The organism is Aquimarina sp. KJ22-3, assembly GCF_055808215.1.
The window spans coordinates 2,329,888-2,348,785 of the sequence record NZ_CM147859.1 but is presented as its reverse complement, the minus strand read 5'-3'; the positions used below and the strand labels follow the sequence as shown (position 1 = coordinate 2,348,785).

General features: G+C 35.5%; 23 protein-coding genes and 1 pseudogene. 11 read left to right on the top strand and 13 right to left on the bottom strand.

Features of this window, described 5'->3' with window-relative positions; all coding sequences use genetic code 11:
* Positions 1-100: 100 nt before the first annotated feature.
* The 6 genes and pseudogenes from AC0L3Q_RS10755 to nadC form a co-directional block, all read right to left on the bottom strand.
* Positions 101-667, bottom strand: coding sequence for a chalcone isomerase family protein (locus tag AC0L3Q_RS10755; protein ID WP_473286560.1), 567 nt, complete (start codon positions 665-667; stop codon positions 101-103).
* 114 nt (positions 668-781) lie between these two features.
* A complete protein-coding gene (locus tag AC0L3Q_RS10750) occupies positions 782-1,177 on the bottom strand; it encodes a DUF2147 domain-containing protein (protein ID WP_473286559.1) in 396 nt (131 codons plus the stop codon).
* Between the two features lie 130 nt (positions 1,178-1,307).
* A complete protein-coding gene (locus tag AC0L3Q_RS10745) occupies positions 1,308-1,877 on the bottom strand; it encodes a chalcone isomerase family protein (protein ID WP_473286558.1) in 570 nt (189 codons plus the stop codon).
* A gap of 148 nt (positions 1,878-2,025) precedes the next feature.
* A pseudogene (locus tag AC0L3Q_RS10740) lies at positions 2,026-2,588 on the bottom strand (chalcone isomerase family protein).
* 40 nt (positions 2,589-2,628) lie between these two features.
* Positions 2,629-3,546: a YihY/virulence factor BrkB family protein gene (locus AC0L3Q_RS10735; RefSeq protein ID WP_073312662.1), complete on the bottom strand. Its 918-nt coding sequence runs from the start codon at positions 3,544-3,546 to the stop codon at positions 2,629-2,631.
* A gap of 3 nt (positions 3,547-3,549) precedes the next feature.
* Positions 3,550-4,407, bottom strand: a complete 858-nt coding sequence (nadC, locus tag AC0L3Q_RS10730) for a carboxylating nicotinate-nucleotide diphosphorylase (protein WP_473286557.1) — start codon at positions 4,405-4,407, stop codon at positions 3,550-3,552.
* 51 nt (positions 4,408-4,458) lie between these two features.
* On the opposite strand from nadC, the gene rlmH reads away from it, so the two are divergent.
* The 7 genes from rlmH to AC0L3Q_RS10695 all read left to right on the top strand — a co-directional run bounded on the left by rlmH (position 4,459) and on the right by AC0L3Q_RS10695 (position 9,642).
* Positions 4,459-4,932, top strand: a complete 474-nt coding sequence (gene rlmH, locus AC0L3Q_RS10725; protein WP_473286556.1) for a 23S rRNA (pseudouridine(1915)-N(3))-methyltransferase RlmH — start codon at positions 4,459-4,461, stop codon at positions 4,930-4,932.
* Between the two features lie 58 nt (positions 4,933-4,990).
* Positions 4,991-5,959, top strand: a complete 969-nt coding sequence (locus AC0L3Q_RS10720) for an oxidoreductase family protein (RefSeq protein ID WP_473286555.1) — start codon at positions 4,991-4,993, stop codon at positions 5,957-5,959.
* An 85-nt stretch (positions 5,960-6,044) separates the two neighbouring features.
* A complete protein-coding gene (locus AC0L3Q_RS10715; protein ID WP_473286554.1) occupies positions 6,045-6,917 on the top strand; it encodes a geranylgeranylglycerol-phosphate geranylgeranyltransferase in 873 nt (290 codons plus the stop codon).
* 6 nt (positions 6,918-6,923) lie between these two features.
* Positions 6,924-7,511, top strand: coding sequence for a Maf-like protein (locus AC0L3Q_RS10710; protein WP_473286553.1), 588 nt, complete (start codon positions 6,924-6,926; stop codon positions 7,509-7,511).
* A gap of 39 nt (positions 7,512-7,550) precedes the next feature.
* Positions 7,551-8,483, top strand: a complete 933-nt coding sequence (locus AC0L3Q_RS10705) for a septum formation inhibitor Maf (protein ID WP_473286552.1) — start codon at positions 7,551-7,553, stop codon at positions 8,481-8,483.
* A gap of 37 nt (positions 8,484-8,520) precedes the next feature.
* The gene (locus tag AC0L3Q_RS10700) at positions 8,521-8,808 is read left to right on the top strand and encodes a 4a-hydroxytetrahydrobiopterin dehydratase (RefSeq protein ID WP_073312648.1); all 288 of its coding nucleotides are present in this window, start codon (positions 8,521-8,523) and stop codon (positions 8,806-8,808) included.
* Positions 8,809-8,919: 111 nt separating this feature from the next.
* Complete coding sequence (locus AC0L3Q_RS10695) at positions 8,920-9,642, top strand: YebC/PmpR family DNA-binding transcriptional regulator (RefSeq protein WP_473286551.1); 723 nt, start codon at positions 8,920-8,922, stop codon at positions 9,640-9,642.
* A gap of 110 nt (positions 9,643-9,752) precedes the next feature.
* On the opposite strand, the gene AC0L3Q_RS10690 is transcribed toward AC0L3Q_RS10695, so the two are convergent.
* From AC0L3Q_RS10690 to AC0L3Q_RS10675, 4 genes are all read right to left on the bottom strand, one after another.
* Positions 9,753-10,481, bottom strand: coding sequence for a cysteine hydrolase family protein (locus AC0L3Q_RS10690; RefSeq protein ID WP_073312644.1), 729 nt, complete (start codon positions 10,479-10,481; stop codon positions 9,753-9,755).
* 148 nt (positions 10,482-10,629) lie between these two features.
* Complete coding sequence (locus AC0L3Q_RS10685; protein ID WP_473286550.1) at positions 10,630-11,013, bottom strand: helix-turn-helix domain-containing protein; 384 nt, start codon at positions 11,011-11,013, stop codon at positions 10,630-10,632.
* On the bottom strand, positions 10,932-11,468 hold the full coding sequence (locus tag AC0L3Q_RS10680; RefSeq protein ID WP_473286549.1) for a hypothetical protein: 537 nt from the start codon (positions 11,466-11,468) through the stop codon (positions 10,932-10,934). Before AC0L3Q_RS10680 ends, AC0L3Q_RS10685 begins: the two co-directional genes overlap by 82 nt.
* A 46-nt stretch (positions 11,469-11,514) precedes the next feature.
* Complete coding sequence (locus AC0L3Q_RS10675) at positions 11,515-11,898, bottom strand: DUF983 domain-containing protein (protein WP_473286548.1); 384 nt, start codon at positions 11,896-11,898, stop codon at positions 11,515-11,517.
* 144 nt (positions 11,899-12,042) lie between these two features.
* On the opposite strand from AC0L3Q_RS10675, the gene AC0L3Q_RS10670 reads away from it, so the two are divergent.
* The gene (locus tag AC0L3Q_RS10670; RefSeq protein WP_473286547.1) at positions 12,043-12,924 is read left to right on the top strand and encodes a helix-turn-helix domain-containing protein; all 882 of its coding nucleotides are present in this window, start codon (positions 12,043-12,045) and stop codon (positions 12,922-12,924) included.
* 88 nt (positions 12,925-13,012) lie between these two features.
* Here AC0L3Q_RS10670 and AC0L3Q_RS10665 read toward each other — a convergent pair whose 3' ends face one another.
* The 3 genes from AC0L3Q_RS10665 to AC0L3Q_RS10655 form a co-directional block, all read right to left on the bottom strand.
* Entirely contained in the window at positions 13,013-14,467 is a 1,455-nt protein-coding gene (locus AC0L3Q_RS10665; protein ID WP_473286546.1) for a sigma-54 interaction domain-containing protein, read from the bottom strand.
* A 65-nt stretch (positions 14,468-14,532) separates the two neighbouring features.
* Positions 14,533-14,805 carry a hypothetical protein gene (locus AC0L3Q_RS10660; protein WP_473286545.1) on the bottom strand — a complete coding sequence of 91 codons (273 nt, stop codon included), beginning with the start codon at positions 14,803-14,805 and terminating at the stop codon, positions 14,533-14,535.
* On the bottom strand, positions 14,802-15,128 hold the full coding sequence (locus AC0L3Q_RS10655; RefSeq protein ID WP_473286544.1) for a PAS domain-containing protein: 327 nt from the start codon (positions 15,126-15,128) through the stop codon (positions 14,802-14,804). Before AC0L3Q_RS10655 ends, AC0L3Q_RS10660 begins: the two co-directional genes overlap by 4 nt.
* 336 nt (positions 15,129-15,464) lie before the next feature.
* Here AC0L3Q_RS10655 and AC0L3Q_RS10650 point away from each other — a divergent pair, with 336 nt between their 5' ends.
* The 3 genes from AC0L3Q_RS10650 to AC0L3Q_RS10640 are packed head-to-tail and all read left to right on the top strand — an operon-like array spanning position 15,465 to position 18,878.
* Complete coding sequence (locus AC0L3Q_RS10650) at positions 15,465-16,178, top strand: pirin family protein (protein WP_473286935.1); 714 nt, start codon at positions 15,465-15,467, stop codon at positions 16,176-16,178.
* Between the two features lie 58 nt (positions 16,179-16,236).
* Positions 16,237-17,007, top strand: coding sequence for a hydrolase (locus AC0L3Q_RS10645; RefSeq protein WP_473286543.1), 771 nt, complete (start codon positions 16,237-16,239; stop codon positions 17,005-17,007).
* Positions 17,008-17,063: 56 nt separating this feature from the next.
* On the top strand, positions 17,064-18,878 hold the full coding sequence (locus AC0L3Q_RS10640; protein WP_473286542.1) for an amidohydrolase: 1,815 nt from the start codon (positions 17,064-17,066) through the stop codon (positions 18,876-18,878).
* Positions 18,879-18,898 lie beyond the last annotated feature (20 nt).

The following is an 18,898-nucleotide window of genomic DNA, read 5'->3' as shown; positions in this document are numbered from 1 at the left end:
ACAAGTTTAAACGATAGTATGTCGATAAACTTATAGAATAAAAAAAGCCTGAAGCTTGGTCAATGCTTCAGGCTTTTATCCTGTTATATATAGAAATTCTTTATTTACTAATGCCTAACATTCCTCCTTTGATAATTTGACAAGCAGGTTCATGTCCCAGCCATATTTTGAATAAAGCATATTTAAAATCTCTTCCTTTGATGAATCCAAGTTCTTTACCGTTCTTAAACGTTTTGATTCCTTGTCCTTTTAAGTATACTAAGTCATAATAGTCATTGATTTCCATTGGAGAATCAAATAACTTTAAGAAATCTTCAATTCTTGCATCCAAGCTTTGCGTGTTTCCGTACATAGCATCATCAAATCCTTTTCTGAACACTTTGATCATTCTTTCGTTGGTTACCTTCTTAGAAGCAATATTCAAACGAATAGCCATGGTTTCATCAGAATCCAATACTTTTTTGTCTTCGTTATATTTTTGCTTGGTATATAACGCTCCAGAATATGTCTTGAATGAAAGTACTTTACGCATTGCTCCTCCGTTAAAAGTCAACTCTTCTTCTCCAAAAGTTAATTTCTCAGGAACAACGATATCATCAATTCTTATCTGCCCAAATGCTGTGACAGAAAGCATAAGTATAAAAACTAGGGTAATTGTTTTATTCATGGTCTTTGTTTTAAAGATTACCCCCGTTTAGTTACCTAAACTTCTAAAAACTAACACGAAAAATGTTAAAATTTTAAAAAAACCAACTTCGTGCAAAAAAACAATCGGGGAAATTTACACCTTAACCCATTGTTGAGTACGGTATAAAAATGCGATATACCCTCTTACATTGAGTACTTTAGGATTGTCTTTATCTACCCATATTTTGCATCGATACACTTTCCCGTTTTCGGGATCGAGGATAGTACCATCTTCATATTCATCTCCATCTTTCTCAAGATCTTTGATAATCACCATTCCTTCAATAGGTTTATTGTGATCACTACCTTTACACTCTTCGCAAAGATTTCCTCTATCGGCTTCGTTCAATATTTGTTGAATTTTACCGTAAATTTTATCTCCCTTTTTATAAATCTCAACAATCGATCTTGCTTCACCGGTGTTATCATCAATGGTTTTCCATTTCCCAATAATTTCTTCCTGTGCGTTTACTGTTGCTGACACCATCATCAATAGTGCAAAAAGTCTAAAAAAATCTTCATCTTGTTTATGTATTTTTATTTTGATAAATATGAAAACAAAACCATCTACTTAGGTAAGCAGATGGTTTTATATTTTTCAGCTTAGATTCGCATATGATTTATTGCAATCCAAGCATTCCTTTTTTCAAAGCTTCGCTTGCTGGTTCGTCTCCCAGCCAAATTTTAAATAAGGCATATTTAAAATCTCTTCCTTCGATCACTCCAAGTTCCTTATCATTTTTATAGGCTTTAACACCAACTCCTTTTATATATACAAGGTCGAAGATGTCATTTTTAACGATAGGCTCAGAAAAGAACTTAATAAATTTATTAATTCTCTCGTCGAGGGCTTTGGTATTACCAAAAGTAGCTTTCTGAAAACCGTCTCTAACGGCTTTGATCATTTTCTTTTGGGTAACAAAACCAGAAACAATGTTCAGTTTAATCGCCATAGTTTCGTCTGCATCCAGAATCTTTCTTGGATCCTTACTCGTACTTTGCAAGTATAGACCTCCTGCATACAAATCAATCCATAGCATTTCTCGCAAACCCGCTCCATTCAATTTCAATTCTGTTTCTGCAAAAGTCTGCTCATATGGTAATATCGCCTTGTTTCCAACACGAATTTGAGCACTTGCAGAAGCCATTGAAATCAATGCAACAAGCATTAAAAAAGTAACTTTTTTCATTATAAATTAAGGTTTATTTGGGGGTGGATTAATACTTAAGATTTGTTTTCTCGCCTTTCAAATATAATAATTATTATGCAAGCATAGCATTTATCTAAAAAAATGTTTACGTTGTCAAGTGTACAAAAATACGATTATATTCTTTTGATTAGTAGTCACCTAGCATTTCTTTTTTAAGACCTTTGTCCGCCGGATTTGATCCTAACCAGATATTAAATAATGCTTTTTTAAAGTCTAAACCTTCAACATATCCTTTTTCAACTCCGTCTTTATAGATCACACTACCTTTTCCTTTTTCGTAGACAATATCATAGATTTGTCCTTTTTCTATCTCTTCTTTGATGAAGCCAATAAATTTTTCGATTTTATCTTTTATTGGAGCAATATTCCCATCTGTTGATTTATCAAAACCATCTCTAAGCGCTCCTTCCATTTTACTTCTAGACATTAACCCAGAAACGATATGTAATTTTATAGCCATAGTCTCATCTGCCTGTGCTATAGTACTTGCCTTATCGCTTTTTTCTTGAGATACAGGCCTCCTGCATATATGTCGATAAAAAACTTCTCTCTTAATCCCCCACCATTAAACACTAGGCTTTCGCTATTAAAGGTTACTGTTTGTGGTAATGTAGCTGCTCCAATTTTAATTTGCGCTTGAGCAGATACAACAAGGATAAGGGCAAAAAATAATAAACTTAATCTTTTCATTTTGTTAATTTGAATGTTTGTGTTAGTTATAAATATTAATTTACGGTTCAAAATTCTTTCTAAGCTGAATCAATGATGCATTCAATTCGAAGCCCAATAATAGCAGGTTCGCATTGAGCCAGATATAAATCATCAAAATCAGCATTGCTCCTATGGAGCCGTACAACTGATTATAATTTGAAAAATTGTCGATGTATATTCCAAACAAATAAGTTGTTACTATAATTAAAAAAGTGGTCATAAAAGCTCCCGGTGAAAAGAACTTGTTTTGTTTCCCTTCTGAGGTGCCAAAATAAAATAATGTAGCAATGATTACAAATATCATGAAAACAAATAACGCATATCGCCCTACTGTAAGCCAAAAAACTGTATCATTTACCATCCCTATTTTATTAAGATTATCCACTAAATAGGTAAAATAAATCGTACCTATAACGGTAATTAACAATAACGATGCCACAATTATAGATACACCCAAGGCTACTACATATTGCCTTATAAAATTTCTATTGAGCGTTACGTGATACGAATATTCAAACCCAGAAAACACCGCGTTTATTCCGTTGGTCATCAAAAAAATAGATAACAAAAAAACGGTAGATAATAATCCTCCTCTTGGATTTGAGGCTATATCTTCAAAAATGGTTTTAAAAAACGCAGAGGATTGTTTGGGTAATGCTCCATTGATGAACTCAAAGAAGTTTTCCTGATTGATGGGTAAATATGGAATAAGGTTCAGAAGAAACAGCAAAAAAGGAAATAAAGACAGGAAGAAACTCCATGATATCGCTCCTGCTCTGGCTGAGAAAGTTCCTTTGATGATACCGGTAACATAAATTTCTACTAAATCATATACCGATAATCCCTGAAATCCAGGAAGAACTAGCTTCTTCCCTATTTTAACCAACAAATTAACAATAGGGATTTTATTAAGCTTATCTTCAATTTTCTTCGACATATATTACATTGCTTTCAGGCTTAGATCCAGATTATATACAGAGTGTGTTAACGCTCCACTACTTATATAATCTACCCCGCACTCGGCATATTTTCGTACCGTATTCTCATTAATCCCTCCACTAGACTCAGTCAAGCAAGTATCTCCAATAAGCTCAACTGCCTTTCTGGTATCTTCATAATTAAAGTTATCGATCAAGACCCTATACACTCCTGGTGTTTGTAGAATTTCTTTAATTTCATCCAGATCTCTGGCTTCTACAATGATTTTAAGATCAAGGTCTCGATCTTTTAAGTACTTCTTTGTCTTTTCTATGGCTTGAGTGATTCCACCAGCAAAATCAATATGATTATCTTTCAACATCACCATATCGTACAATGCAAATCTATGATTTTCTCCTCCTCCAATTTTTACCGCCCATTTCTCTAATGCACGTATCCCCGGAGTTGTTTTTCGGGTATCCAAAATTTTGGTTCCGGTACCTTCCAACAATTCAACGAAGTGATTGGTTTTGGTCGCAATAGCACTCATTCGTTGCATAGCATTCAACACTAACCGTTCTGCTTTTAAAATAGAAAGTGAACTTCCTGAAACATAAAAAGCTTCATCACCGTATTTCACTTTGGATCCATCCTCTATTTTTACATCAATTTCCATATTAGGGTCCACATGTTGAAATACCTGCTTTGCAAATTCAACACCAGCCAAAATACCTTCATCTTTAACCAAGAGTTTTGCTTTTCCCATTGTGGTTTCTGGGATACAAGCCAATGAACTATGATCTCCGTCCCCTACATCTTCTCTAATGGCATTTGCAATGATTAATTCTATTTCTTTTTTAAACTGCGCTTCGCTAATCATATTGAATGGTTATTTTTGCTAATGTAGCAAAGTAAACGCTAATTGTAAACTATGAATATAAAATTACTGGCGATTGGCAAAACCGACGACAAGCAACTGAATCAGCTTATCGACAACTATATCAAGCGGTTATCACATTATATCAAATTTGATTTTGAAATAATTCCTGATCTTAAAAATGCAAAAAACCTGAGTGAGTCCCTACAAAAGGAAAAAGAAGGCGAACTCATTCTGGGTAAACTAACTACTGCTGATGTGCTGATTGTTCTGGATGAAAATGGGAAACAATACGATTCTGTAGGCTTTTCAGAAGTTTTACAGAAGTATATGAATAGCGGCATCAAGCGATTGGTTTTTGTGATTGGAGGTCCCTATGGTTTTAGTCCGCAGGTATACCAGCGAGCACAAGCCAAACTATCCTTATCCAAAATGACGTTTTCTCATCAAATGATTCGACTATTTTTTATAGAACAGCTATATCGAGGGTATACTATTTTAAGAAACGAACCCTATCATCATAGATAAAAGCGTTCTTCTGTACCAGATCATACTAACTTAAGCACCATTTTTGATTGTATATTTCATGAATTCCAATTTTACAGATTATCTATTAGAAACCACGAGAACTACCTCATGCAAAGAAGTAGAAGTCATTCAAAGCCTGTGGAGTGGATACGGTAAGATATCCCGATATCAATTAAAGAATTCGTCGATTAAAACAGTGGTTGTAAAGTTTATCTCACCAGATTCGTCAGGAACGCATCCTCGAGGTTGGAATACCACAAACTCGCACGATAGAAAAGTACACTCTTACAAAGTAGAAACGAATTGGTATCAACAATGGAGCTCATTATGCAGTGAGAATTGTAAAATTCCTAGCTTGATAGGTTCTTATACTGAAGGAAATCAACAATGGATTGTTTTGGAAGATCTAAATACCGATTTCCCTTTGCGAAAAACACAGCTTTCCCTTTCTGAAGTAAAAGCATGCTTACAATGGTTGGCAAATTTTCATATCACTTTTCTAAATAAAGCTCCCAAAGGCTTATGGGAAATAGGTACCTATTGGCATTTACAGACTCGCCCTGATGAATTCGAAAAAATAGAACATCAAGAGTTAAAATCGAAAGCCCATCGTATTGACGAATTATTAAATCAATGTAAATACCAAACTATTGTACATGGTGATGCTAAGTTGGCTAACTTTTGTTTTTCAGAAAATGGAAAAAACGTAGCTGCAGTAGATTTTCAGTATGTGGGTGGAGGATGCGGAATAAAGGATGTCGCTTACTTTTTAGGAAGTTGTCTCTCGAGTTCAGAATGCGAGTTGTATCAGAATGAGCTACTGGACTTCTATTTTTCAGTATTGAAGACATCATTTGAAACCCGTGATTTTAGTTTTGATTTCAGCTCTTTGGAGCGTGAATGGAGAAAGATGTATCCTATTGCCTGTACAGATTTTGTTCGTTTCTTATTGGGCTGGATGCCAACACATCAAAAAATAAACAACTACAATCGCAACATCATGAGTTCTGTATTATCCAGTTTATAATCTCCCAGTCAAATCATCCCTAATGAAATCTATCAAATAAAAATGCTTTTAATTATTACATTTGCCAACAAATCAACCTGTCATTATGCTAAGCATCCTTAAAATTATAAAGTTTGACAATCTCCTGATCATTGCTATTGCCCAATTATGTATCCGTTATGGATTGTTTGAACCCTTTGGTATAGCGATTACACTTAATGGATTTGGCATTTTTCTGTTAATCCTGGCCACTCTTTCTATTGCTGCAGCAGGGAATGTGATTATCCATTTGAATGATGACGAGAAAACTAATGAAAAACTTGGAAATCGTTTATTCATCATTTTTAATGTGATCGGCGTTTTGCTTGGATTCTATCTTTCTAATTTAATTGGAAGACCTGGATTTGCTGCCTTATTTATTATCGTTTCGGGGATCTTTTATATGTATGCTACCTACCTAAAGGAGATTCTGGTTGTCAAAAATATAATTATTGGTGTGCTAGCCACTCTAAGTATTCTAGCCATAGGTATTTTTGACCTGTTACCTGCCATTACCGAGAAAAACAGAGAATCTCAAACGGTAATTTTCTCCATTATTTTTGATTATTCTGTATTTGCTTTTCTAATCATAGTACTACGAGAAATCCTAAAAGATTGCCTGAATGTTGATAAAGACCATAATATGGGGCTCAAAACCATTCCTATTGTCTTGGGAAAAGAGAGAACCATTAAACTAATCGGGATACTAGCGGTTTTACCAATTGCGGCTGTTATCTATTACATCTATACCTATTTGTTTTCGAATAGTCTGGCAGTAGTAGCTGTATTAGCTTTGATAGTTGCCCCGCTAATTTTCTTTATCATCAAAAGTTTTACTGCGGAAACCGATAAACAGCTTCGGCTTTTGAAACACCTATTACGAATTGTATTGTTGATTACTGCCATCTCTTTACTCATGTATCAGTATTTGCTAAAATAGAATATCATGCTCAACGAAATTCTTAAAGATTATCATGTGATTCTTGCTTCGGGTTCTCCCAGAAGACAACAGTTTTTTAAAGACCTGGGTCTGGATTTCTCCATTCAACTCAAAGAGATTGAAGAGGTATATCCTGATCATTTAAAAGCTGGAGAAATTTCGAATTATTTAGCACAATTAAAAGCTAGTGCTTTTACTGATTTACAACCCAATGATATTTTAATCACAAGTGACACGATCGTATGGCATAACCATAAGGCCCTGGGCAAACCCAAAGATTTGGATGAAGCTTGCAAAATGATCGCTTCCTTATCCAACGATACACACGAAGTCATCACTTCAGTTTGTTTTAGCACCACCACTCAAACAAAAACAGTATTTCAAAGCACCAAAGTCACCTTTAAAGCCCTTTCTAAAGAAGAAATTGAGTATTACGTAAAAACATATCAACCTCTGGACAAAGCAGGTGCATATGGGATCCAGGAATGGATTGGTTTTATAGGTATCACCAATCTAGAAGGAAGCTATTTTAACGTAATGGGGCTCCCTACCCACCTTGTTTATGAAACGTTAACACAGATGGCTACATCATAGCATTATCGTAATTTGCATAAAAATGCAAATAAGAAAACTATGAAAAAGTTCATTATACTCTCTGCTGTTCTTACCGTATTGGTATTTATAGCATGTAGCAATATGGTTGCAGACGAATCCGCCAAAGTTGCCACTGATGAAGTAATTCCTAATACCGACAAAAAAGGACTTTCTGAAGAATTTAAAAAATACTGGTATGCAGGGGAAGCCGAAATAACCTCTTATCAATTAGAACAAGCACGATATGGCGAAATCAGGCAAGGTAAAGCGGTATTGATTTACGTTACCGAAGATTTCTTACCAAAAGTACAAGTGAAGGCAGATTATCAAAACGCCGATAACATTCCGGTGCTTAAATTAAATGCTACCAAAAAATTCAATACCGGTATTTATCCCTACTCCATTATGCAAAGCACATTTTATCCGGTATCCAACGATCGCCACGCGATAAAAGTATCTAGTTCTATGCAAGAGTGGTGTGGTCATGTGTATGCACAGCTCAATAACCGAGAACAGTTTGAGATCATGTCGCATTCGTATTTTCAGGGTGAGGCCGATCAGGAATTAAAAGTAGACAAGGCAATTCTCGAAAATGAACTTTGGACCCAACTTAGAATTGCTCCGGATCAATTGCCGATAGGAAAAGTAGAAATCATCCCTTCATTTGAGTATACGCGATTACGACATAAAGAAGTAAAAGCCTATGCAGCGACCACCACTTTACTAAAAGAAGGTGATCAAAATGTATATACGATTACTTATCCAAAACTGAATAGAACAGTAAGCATTCGTTTTGATAGTGCTTTTCCTTATGAAATTGAAAGTTGGACAGAAACCTTTAAAAGTGGTTTTGGACCTAATGCCAAAGAACTGATAACCAAGGCCACCAAAATAAAGAGTATCAAATCTGCCTATTGGGGTAAAAACAGCAATAAGGATGAAGTCTTAAGAGAAGAATTAGGTCTTCAATAACTAAATAAAACATCAAATAACCTATAAGAATTCACTAATGAAAAAACTTTCAGAATCAGAAATAAAAGAAAAATTACAAGAGATTAATGGATGGGAGTATAATGAAAATGCTATTCATACTACTTTCGAATTTATCGATTTTAAAGATGCATTCTCGGTAATGACCAGAATTGCATTTGAAGCAGAAGCACAACAGCACCACCCCGATTGGTCTAATGTATATAACAAACTATACATTAGTCTATCTACCCATGATGCAGGAGGAGTAACCGAAAATGATTTTGCCCTTGCAAAAAGTATCGAATCTATCATTCAAGGAGAATAATTTTTAAATTCTCTTTGGACAATACATACTGGCAATAGATATGTAGAACAAACATTTGCCAAAAACTTGGTTTCTACTTATGTTTGTATTCTACACGATTAAATTTATACTATGGGAAGAGCTTTCGAATTTAGAAAAGCACGTAAAATGAAGCGTTGGTCTGCCATGGCCAAAACGTTTACAAGATTAGGAAAAGATATAGTAATGGCTGTAAAAGAAGGCGGCCCTGATCCTGATTCGAACTCTAAGTTAAGAGCAGTAATCCAAAATGCGAAAGCTGCTAATATGCCCAAAGATAATATTGAAAGAGCCATAAAAAGAGCTTCAGATAAAAATCAAGGGGATTATAAAGAAGTGCTTTTTGAAGGATATGCTCCACATGGTATTGCTATTTTGGTAGAAACAGCAACTGACAATAACAATAGAACGGTAGCCAATATCAGATCTTATTTTAATAAATGTGATGGAAACTTGGGGACTTCAGGTTCGGTAGAATTTATGTTTGATCATACCTGTAATTTCAGAATTAATGGCGAAGGTATTAATCCCGAAGAATTAGAGCTAGAATTTATTGATTTTGGTGCCGAAGAGGTGTTTCAAGATGATGATGGTATTTTAATTTACGCTCCTTTTGGAAGTTTTGGAACCATACAGAAGGAACTTGAAGGAAGAAATATAGAAATCCTTTCTTCTGGCTTTGAGCGCATCCCACAAGTGACTAAACAATTGACTCCAGAGCAGGTAGCAGATGTTGAGAAACTACTAGAAAAAATTGAAGAAGATGATGACGTGCAGAACGTCTATCACACCATGCAAGAGACTTCTGGAGAATAAAACGAATAATACTATTATTTTCATACAAAAAGGAGCTGTTCCCACAAACAGCTCCTTTTCTAGTTATCACAAAAATTAACCACTACTCATGAAAAATTACTATTGCAAATCTATTTTTTGTGAGCCTTTATTTTAGTTACAATTTCGTCGGTATCATATACATGACTCGCAATCATTTTAAAGTTGACTACCGAGGCTTCGTAAGCATTTAACCCAGGTAAAATAGCTCCTGCTGTTGCATCTTTAACCACCGCCACTCTAAAACCAGATTCTACCAAGTCTCTCATATGAGATTCTGTACAAAGGTTGGATGACATCCCTGCCAGGATTACATTATCAAAACCGTGCTTGCGCAACTGTAATGCCAAATCGTTGGATTCTGGGCCATATACTTTATGCGGGTTGGTAACTACTACATTATCTTCGTCAATATATTTTTTGTATCGGTCTAACCAATCGGCTCCAGAACCTTCAAATCCATCGGTTTTGAGAGTATGACTTCTATCAAACATGTTGATTTTGTGCATTAAAGCCTCAAGCGCTCCTTCTATTTTCCAATTATGATCATGTTTGTAATAGTAATGAGGAGAAACAAAGACCATCATTCCTTTTTCTTTGGCTACCTTAAATAGCTTTTCTAAATTCTCTACAGTATTATTGGCAGTAACGCTCTCTCCCACTACTCCCCATGTTACACCATCTGGACTTAAAAAATCATTTTGTGGATCTGTTATTACGATTGCCGTTCTGGCATCTACTTCAAAACCAGGATCTGGTAATTGTGCATAACCTGCAAATGTACTTATGACCATAATAGTCATCATCAATATTTTTTTCATAGTTCTATATTTTTAAATGTTTTTGATAATCATCTATTGATTACCTTACAAAGGTCTGAAGTAAAGCAGCGCAAGAGATAGACAACTATTCCCTAAGAGTTAGCAATTTTTCTCAGCATTTGGAATAGTATTCAAAAACCACGGTTTTCTATGCCATTGATGAGATTTTGAGGTCTTTTTTGTATTCTGAAGGAGAGGAACCTTGATGTTTTTTAAAGAATCTACTAAAGGTTTGCAGATCTTCGTACCCTAGTTCGAAAGCTATTTCTTTTACTGATTTGTTAGTATGCAGCAATTGGCGGCGTGCTTCTAACAAAATTCGTTCCTGTATATAGAATAGAGGGGATTTAAAGCCCGACCTCGAAAAAATGTTAGATAAGGTTTTTGGAGATTTATGTAATAAACTGGCATACTCTTTTACGGTATGCTTGCTTTTGAAATATTGTTCGATCAAAAAGTTATACTCGCGTATAAGGTTGATTTCTTTTTTTCTTTTGGGTACTTTTTTTCCTGAGTATATAATCGAACACACAAGATCAAAAAGCGTTTTAGCATCACCTGAAGAGATTCTTGTTGCAGTTTGTCTCGAGAATTAATTTCTAAAACAAACATTTCCCAAACGGTGTTAAACTTGTATAATTCTTCTGAAGAAACCGAAACAACAGGTAATTGTGCAGCGCCAAAAAACAATACTCCTTTGCAGCCCACATCGCTATCGTGGTCCAGTACACAATAAAAAGAACGGTTGAATCGAAGCACCCTAATCGTACCGATCTTGACAGGCTCTAGATGATGAAACTCTGTTAAGAAAACAATTTGATCCTTCTGAAAGATCACTTCTTCTCCATCGATCCTCAAAATGTTTTCATCAGATTTGAACCAAAGTACAGTGAGCGAACTTTTGACTTTTTGTTTCAGTACTTCGCATGAGGAATGATCTATAGTATCTAGATAAATAAACTCTTCTGTACTACCAGTGAATTTCATATCGTCTGATTCTTTTATTTGTTTTTGAGGTATGTACAAATACCTACTAAACAGATTTCGTTTTCCTGTAATTCATAAAAAAATTAATCCATATGTTTCTTGACAGTCGTATAATGATCGGTAATGAGATCACCATCACCGCAACAATAATGATATAGGTAGGGATAAGATCTAAACCAAAAACCAAATAGGAAAGCACAAAGGCAGTGGCGGCAAAAAGAATCCCCACAGGATAGCTTACATACATGGCACCGTAGAAAAACGAAGGCTCGATCTTGTATTTTGTGCCACAGGATTGGCAACGTTCGTTCATTTCGAACAGCTTAGAAACCACATATGGATTGGGTTCCTTATACATACTTTCATTTTGACAAACAGGACAACTTCCTCCTAAAATACTATGCAGTTTTGTTCCTTTCAAGAAATTCATCATCTTTTGTTTTTATTAGCATTCCAGATAGTGATCATATACACTTACCGGATATGTTGTTTTGTTTTTGAGCTTATAAAATTAGCATATGAAGCTTTCTTAAAATAACAGTATTATCCCAGTAATTTGTACTTTTAGGACATTATGGAAATAAACAAGACCGTCCCCATTCTAAAAATCGAGCAATTTGATCATAAGGTCTCTAGCCATGATTTTTACAGTAATACTTTTGAAAATCATATAAAAAGAAATGAAAGCATAATTAGTAAACCCCATAGCCATAACTTTTTTCTTTGTGTATTTTTTACAGAAGGCACTGGCATCCATGAGATAGACTTTAACACCTATACCATTCAACCCGGTAGTGTATTCTTTCTAAAACCTGGTCAAACTCATTTTTGGGATTTTAACTCTTCACCAAAAGGATACATATTCTTCCATACGCAAGGATTTTATGAGTTCAATTTTGTTAATGCAAGTTTGTCTCAGTTTCCTTTTTATTTCTCGATTGAAAATCCTTCGATACTGAACCTGAGCGATTCCATGATTACTCATTTCAAATATTTATTCCACCAAATTAACGAAGAACATCACGGAGACGAAGTTTATAAATATCAAAAACTAACCAGCCTAATCGATCAACTATATATTGATTTAACTCGGTATTACACCTCCTCCATCCCAGTAATTAGAAAAACTTCAAAAACGTACTTAAAAGCACTGGAAAACTTCCACGCTGCGGTAGAAAAGCACTTCCGAGTGGAGAAATCGGTTCAATTCTATGCAGATCAATTAAATATTACCCCAAAGCATTTGAACAGAATCACAAAAGCCACCATCAACAAAACCAGTTCTGATGTGATTAAAGAACGAGTGTTACTCGAAGCCAAACGAATGTTGGTACACAGTACGCATTCTTTAAGCTCTATTTCAGAAATTTTGGGATTTGAAGAGTATTCCTATTTCTCAAAGACTTTTAAAGCCAACACCGGTAGCACTCCTTTTGATTTTAGAAAAAAATACTAAGGATTTGAATATAGTTAAGACATTTTATGAATTTTGATACACACCTTTTAACGAGAACATCCAGAAACCAAATCAAAGTAATCAAATACTAGCTTTTCAGGCTTATCTGTTTTTCGATGCCTAACTTTTTCATCCTTGCAAAAAGCGTTTTATCTTTCATTCCAAGAATCGTTGCTGCACCTTTGGGTCCACTTACACGCCATTTGGTATGATTTAAAACATCAATTATATATGCTTTTTGCATTTCTTCAAAAGATTTGAAATCGGTAGAAGAAATTTCTCCGGTTGATTTTGGTATCCAGGAACCAGGGTTTAGAGTAGTTCCGCTTTCAATAATCACAGCCCGTTCGATTAAGTTCTCTAACTCTCGTATATTACCCGGGAAATTATAATTTAAAAGTGCCTCAATAGTTCTTTTAGATAATCGTTTAAAAGCTTTTCCTGCTTTTGCCGAATATTTATCGAGAAAATACTGCGCCAAAAGGGGAATGTCTTCTTTTCTAGCTCGAAGAGGAATGTTATCTATCGGAAAAACATTTAATCGATAGTAAAGATCCTCCCGAAACTCCCCTCCTCTTACCATTTCTTCTAAATCTCTATTTGTTGCTGCAACAATACGCACATCAACCTTTTGGGTTTTACTATCACCAAGCATATCAAATTCTCCTTCTTGAAGTACTCTAAGCAATTTGGGCTGTAAATCTATAGGTAGTTCTCCTATTTCATCCAAAAAAATAGTCCCTCCATCAGCTAAGGAAAACTTTCCAATTTTATCCTGAACAGCACCAGTAAAAGCACCTTTCTTATGACCAAAAAGTTCACTTTCGATAAGCTCATTAGGTAAAGTAGCGCAATTAATTTTAATAAGAGGTCTTTCCTTTCTTGTACTATTGTTATGAACAGCTCTTGCCAAAAGTTCTTTACCAGTACCTGATTCACCAGTAATTAAAACCGTTGTATCTGTTGATGCAACCTGATGAACCTGTTCTAAAACTTTTGAGTATGATTTACTCTTATGAACAATATTGTCTGCATTTATCTTACTACTAATCTCTTGCTGTAAATATTCATTTTCATTCTCAAGTCTGGTTTTTAGAGACTTAATCTCTTCCAATGCCTCAAAGAGCTTTAGGTCGCGCATTTTACGCTCAGTAATATCCCGAACTACCGCACAATTAATATCCTCACCTTCATACATCAAATGATTAGCTACGATATCTGCCGGGAATTTGGTTCCATCTTTTCTAGTTATCAACCACTCCATATGCATTGAGCCTTTCTCTTTTAATTCATCAAAATGATCATACCACCATTCTTTGGTAATATTGGCATCCAAATCATAGATTGAAAATTCATTTAGCTGATTTTTTGAAAAACCTAGTTGTCTAGAAACAGTGTCACTGTAATGAAGTAGCTTACCTTCTCGATTATATACATATACCAAATCCTGAGCATTATCAATAATCTCTTTAAAAAACTTTAACCTATTCTCTTTTTTATGTTGTTCGGTAACATCTTGGTATATCCCAATGATTTTAAACAACTTGTCTCCTTTTTTAATAGGTTTTGCAATGGCTCTAACAAATTTTGAAGGGTTTGTATTGGTCTCTAAAATCTCATCAAATTCTTGTTCATCCCTCCAAACATTTCTAAAAGTTCTTTTACCTTTTCTTCTTCTTTGAAAAATTTTACCGCATTACCTGGTAAAAAATCTTCTTTATTCTTGGTATCCAATATGCAGAAAGCTTCCTCGGTAACAATTATTGAATTATCCTGTAAATTAAATTTCCATCCTCCTACATTAGCAATTGATTCTGCATCCTTCAATAGATTCCTGTAAAAACTAGACTCAGTAATATCATTAATAATAGAACAAATCATTTTTTTCCATTATTTGAGAAAAACTGAGCAAAAACTTCCGCATCGTAAAATCTCCCAGATTTGGTTTTATGAATAGCTTTGAAATGCTGAACCTTTTCTTTTTTAAGAGTTTCCCAATGATTTTTCCAACTGTCCTTGGTAACGGTCACATTCAAATCATAAATAGAAAGCTTGATTAACTCTGACTTTTTATAACCTAAACGCTTACAAAACTTAGCATTAGCATAAATAATCTTACCAGCCTCATCGGCCCAAATTACTTCGTAAGGCAATGCATCAATCAACCATTCTTTGATAGATAATTCGTTGTGTAGTGTTACCATTTTATGAGGTGCTTTGCTATGTTAAAAATAACTAAAATTTTCTCAAATAACAGAATTTTCTGAAAAATAAGAAAAACAAACACGCTATTTAACATTTTAAACACTTGATTATCAAGGTTTTATTTTTTTGGCATATGATTAGCCTAATGTTTAGAAAATAAAATTCAACAAAATCAGATGAAACGGAAAGACTTTTTAAAAAAATCGGTTGCTGGAAGTGCTTTATCACTAGTAGGAATTTCAACCCTTGTAAGTGCAACCCATTCAAACAAAAATAAAGATGTAGACCCTGAAAAAGTTGGATATAATCATTTACCAAATAAAGAAAATAAAACAATGAATAACGTATTACACAAGGCAGATACAAGAGGAGATGCTAACCACGGATGGTTAAAATCTAAACACACCTTCAGTTTTGCAAATTATCATAATCCAGAAAGAATGCATTTTGGGGTATTAAGGGTGCTCAACGATGATATTGTTTCAGAAAGCATGGGTTTCGGTACTCACCCACATAACGATATGGAAATCATATCCATACCCCTTGAAGGCGATTTATTGCATAGAGATGATATGGGTAATACCGCAGTCATCAAATCTGGAGATATACAGGTAATGAGTGCAGGTACAGGAATCATGCATTCTGAATACAATAACAATCCCGACAAGCAGGTAAAGTTCTTACAGATTTGGGTCTTTCCGAATAAAAAAGGAGTAACACCAAGGTATGACCAAATCACACTGAATACCAATGACAGGAAAAACAAATTACAGCAAATCCTATCGCCAAATGCTGATGATGCAGGTGTATGGATCCATCAGGAAGCTTGGTTTCATATGGCTTCACTAGAAAAAGGAAAAGCCATAACCTATGATTTAAAGAACAATAAGAAAAATGGTGTTTATGCTTTTGTGATTGATGGTGCCACTACCATTAATGATCAAGCCCTTTCCAAACGAGATGGGTTTGGAATATGGGATGTAGCACAACTGGAAATCAAAGCAGATAGCAATACTGAATTACTTCTAATGGAAGTACCTATGAATTAAACTTTTAACACATAAAATTGAATAATAAACTGTCAACATTGACGAAAATCTAAAAACAATGAGAAAATTAAGTTTATCAATCGTAGCACTATTAATGGCAACGATATCCTTTGGACAATGGGCTATGTATAACCCTAACCCTAATAATGACCCAGCCAATGCAGCAAAACAATTGTTAAACCCAACTAATCATGTTGTATTGATGATTGACCATCAAAGTCAAATGGCTTTTGCAGTAGAATCACAGCCGATCGAAGAGTTAAGGAATAATGTAGGTTTACTTGCAGCGTCAACAAAACTTTATAATGTACCTACGATTATAACAACCGTTGCCGAAAAATCTTTTAGTGGTCCCGTTTTCCCAGAAATTCGAGAGCATTATCCTAATACCGAGGACTACATAGATCGATCTACTATGAATTCTTGGGAAGATAAACGTATTGTCGAAGCAGTACAAAAGACAGGTAAGAAAAAATTAGTTGTTGCCGGTCTTTGGACAGAAGTATGTACACTTTCTGCTTCTTTATCGGCTCTAGAAGATGGATATGAGGTATACGTTGTGGTAGATGCTAACGGAGGGACTTCTCAAGAGGCACATGACATGGCAATTACCCGTATGATTCAGGCAGGAGTTAAACCAATCACATCCCTTCAATACTTGTTAGAGATACACAGAGATTGGGCCAGAAGTGATAAGTACAATGATGTCGTCAAAATCTCCAAAAAATATGGTGGGGCTTATGGTTTAGGTATTGATTATATCAAAACAATGAGCAAATGGATGACCGGCAAAGAAGCTAGTGAGGCAGAAGGTCACAACAAGAAGTAAGTAGTTTATTAATGGCACTTTGTCATGGAAACAAGGTGCCTTAAAATCAATTGACGATGAGAAAGACATTGTTTTTTATAGGTATTCTACTATTAACTATCTCTTGTAAAAACGAGCAGACCCAAAAAATGGTAGAACAAAAAGATACCGCAGACTTAATTGTTACCAATGCAAAAGTAGCTGTAATGGATCAATCGCACACTATTACAGAAGCGATTGCCATAAAAGACGGAAAGGTATTCAAAACCGGGGCTTCCAAAGATATATTAACATTTCAAGGTGATGCAACAAAGGTAATTGATGCCAAAGGGCGAACGCTCATTCCCGGATTAAACGATTCTCACTTACATCTTACACGTGGCGGACGATTTTTTAACGCAGAAGTACGCTGGGATGGAGTAAAAACATTAAAACGAGCTCTTGAAATGTTGAAAGAACAAGCTGCGCGTACACCAAAAGGTCAATGGGTACGAGTGATCGGCGGTTGGAGTCCGTTTCAATTTGAAGAAAAACGATTATTTACCATGGACGAATTGAACGAGGCCACAGGAGATGTTCCTACCTATGTTCTTTTCTTGTATAGTCAAGGATATTTAAATCAAGCTGGACTTGATGCTTTGGGAATTGACGAGCATACAAAGGCACCAAAAGACTCTCAGTTTCAGAAGGGTCCCGATGGTAAATTAACTGGCGTGTTGATTGCAGATCCTAATCCAACTATTCTTTACGCCCGGATAGGAAGCCTGCCCCCTTTAACCCAAGCTGAAATGGAAAATGGTACAAGGCAATTTTACAGAGAATTAAACACTTTTGGGATTACGAGTGGAATTGATGCCGGAGGTGGTGGTCATAAATTCCCTAAAGATTATACAGGTACAAAAACACTAGCAGACGCCGGTGAAATGCCTATTCGTTTGTCTTATTACTTATTCCCTCAAAACAAAGGAGCAGAATACGAAGAGTTTACAGAATGGATGGAAACCAATGAAGTTGGTCATAATGGTGAAATTCACCTAGATCATGGTTATGAGTTAGAAGGTGGTGGCGAATTTTTGGCCTGGAGTGCCGGTGACTACGAAAATTTTTTGGCACCTCAACCATTACTTGATCGAGATCGCCCTACTTGGCGAAAAGACCTTAAACGGATTGTTAGACTTCATGTCGATAATGGATGGCCTTTCAGGATTCACGCAACTTATGGTGAGACGATATCACTAATGTTAGATGTTTTTGAGGAGGTAAATCAAGAAACAAATGGAAAATTAGCTTCAAAACGTTGGTTGTTTGACCATGCCGAAACGGTACAAATCAAGGATCTGAAACGTATTAAAGCGCTTAATGGTGGTATTGCCATTCAGGCACGTATGGCTTATGCTGGGGAATACTTTGTAGAGCGCTATGGTGCAGAAAAAGCTAAAGAAGCTCCTCCTGTAAAAAAAATGATAGAAATGGGAATCCCAGTAGGAGCGGGAACCGATGGTACTCGCGTAGCAAGTTATAACCCCTGGCCTGCGTTGTACTGGTTAATCACAGGTAAAACCGTTGGCGACTTCCAACTAGCGTCAGAAGAAAATAAATTAAGCCGTGAAGAAGCACTACATCTGTATACACAAGGTAGCGCCTGGGTATCCAACGAAGAGACGGTTAAGGGAACATTAGAAGATGGTATGTTTGCTGATTTTGCCATCCTATCCGACGATTACTTCACTATACCTGAAAAAGAAATTAACAGTTTAACATCTGTGCTTACTGTTGTTGGCGGTAACATTGTTTACGGAGCTGAAGAATACAGTACAATGAGCCCTTCAATACCAGAACCAATCCCTAATTGGTCTCCCGTAAAATATTTTGGAGGTTATCAATCAAATTAAAAATCATAAAAAGATAAAAT

Coding starts and splice junctions, on each gene's coding strand:
- AC0L3Q_RS10670 (WP_473286547.1), top strand. CDS start 12,043: ATGGAAATAAACAAGACCGTCCCCATTCTAAAAATCGAGCAATTTGAT.
- AC0L3Q_RS10680 (WP_473286549.1), bottom strand. CDS start 11,468: ATGAAATTCACTGGTAGTACAGAAGAGTTTATTTATCTAGATACTATA.
- AC0L3Q_RS10650 (WP_473286935.1), top strand. CDS start 15,465: ATGAATAACGTATTACACAAGGCAGATACAAGAGGAGATGCTAACCAC.
- AC0L3Q_RS10655 (WP_473286544.1), bottom strand. CDS start 15,128: ATGGTAACACTACACAACGAATTATCTATCAAAGAATGGTTGATTGAT.
- AC0L3Q_RS10675 (WP_473286548.1), bottom strand. CDS start 11,898: ATGAATTTCTTGAAAGGAACAAAACTGCATAGTATTTTAGGAGGAAGT.
- nadC (WP_473286557.1), bottom strand. CDS start 4,407: ATGATTAGCGAAGCGCAGTTTAAAAAAGAAATAGAATTAATCATTGCA.
- AC0L3Q_RS10735 (WP_073312662.1), bottom strand. CDS start 3,546: ATGTCGAAGAAAATTGAAGATAAGCTTAATAAAATCCCTATTGTTAAT.
- AC0L3Q_RS10700 (WP_073312648.1), top strand. CDS start 8,521: ATGAAAAAACTTTCAGAATCAGAAATAAAAGAAAAATTACAAGAGATT.
- AC0L3Q_RS10745 (WP_473286558.1), bottom strand. CDS start 1,877: ATGAAAAAAGTTACTTTTTTAATGCTTGTTGCATTGATTTCAATGGCT.
- AC0L3Q_RS10645 (WP_473286543.1), top strand. CDS start 16,237: ATGAGAAAATTAAGTTTATCAATCGTAGCACTATTAATGGCAACGATA.
- AC0L3Q_RS10695 (WP_473286551.1), top strand. CDS start 8,920: ATGGGAAGAGCTTTCGAATTTAGAAAAGCACGTAAAATGAAGCGTTGG.
- AC0L3Q_RS10755 (WP_473286560.1), bottom strand. CDS start 667: ATGAATAAAACAATTACCCTAGTTTTTATACTTATGCTTTCTGTCACA.
- AC0L3Q_RS10715 (WP_473286554.1), top strand. CDS start 6,045: ATGCTAAGCATCCTTAAAATTATAAAGTTTGACAATCTCCTGATCATT.
- AC0L3Q_RS10640 (WP_473286542.1), top strand. CDS start 17,064: ATGAGAAAGACATTGTTTTTTATAGGTATTCTACTATTAACTATCTCT.
- AC0L3Q_RS10690 (WP_073312644.1), bottom strand. CDS start 10,481: ATGAAAAAAATATTGATGATGACTATTATGGTCATAAGTACATTTGCA.
- AC0L3Q_RS10660 (WP_473286545.1), bottom strand. CDS start 14,805: ATGATTTGTTCTATTATTAATGATATTACTGAGTCTAGTTTTTACAGG.
- AC0L3Q_RS10710 (WP_473286553.1), top strand. CDS start 6,924: ATGCTCAACGAAATTCTTAAAGATTATCATGTGATTCTTGCTTCGGGT.
- rlmH (WP_473286556.1), top strand. CDS start 4,459: ATGAATATAAAATTACTGGCGATTGGCAAAACCGACGACAAGCAACTG.
- AC0L3Q_RS10720 (WP_473286555.1), top strand. CDS start 4,991: ATGAATTCCAATTTTACAGATTATCTATTAGAAACCACGAGAACTACC.
- AC0L3Q_RS10750 (WP_473286559.1), bottom strand. CDS start 1,177: ATGATGGTGTCAGCAACAGTAAACGCACAGGAAGAAATTATTGGGAAA.
- AC0L3Q_RS10705 (WP_473286552.1), top strand. CDS start 7,551: ATGAAAAAGTTCATTATACTCTCTGCTGTTCTTACCGTATTGGTATTT.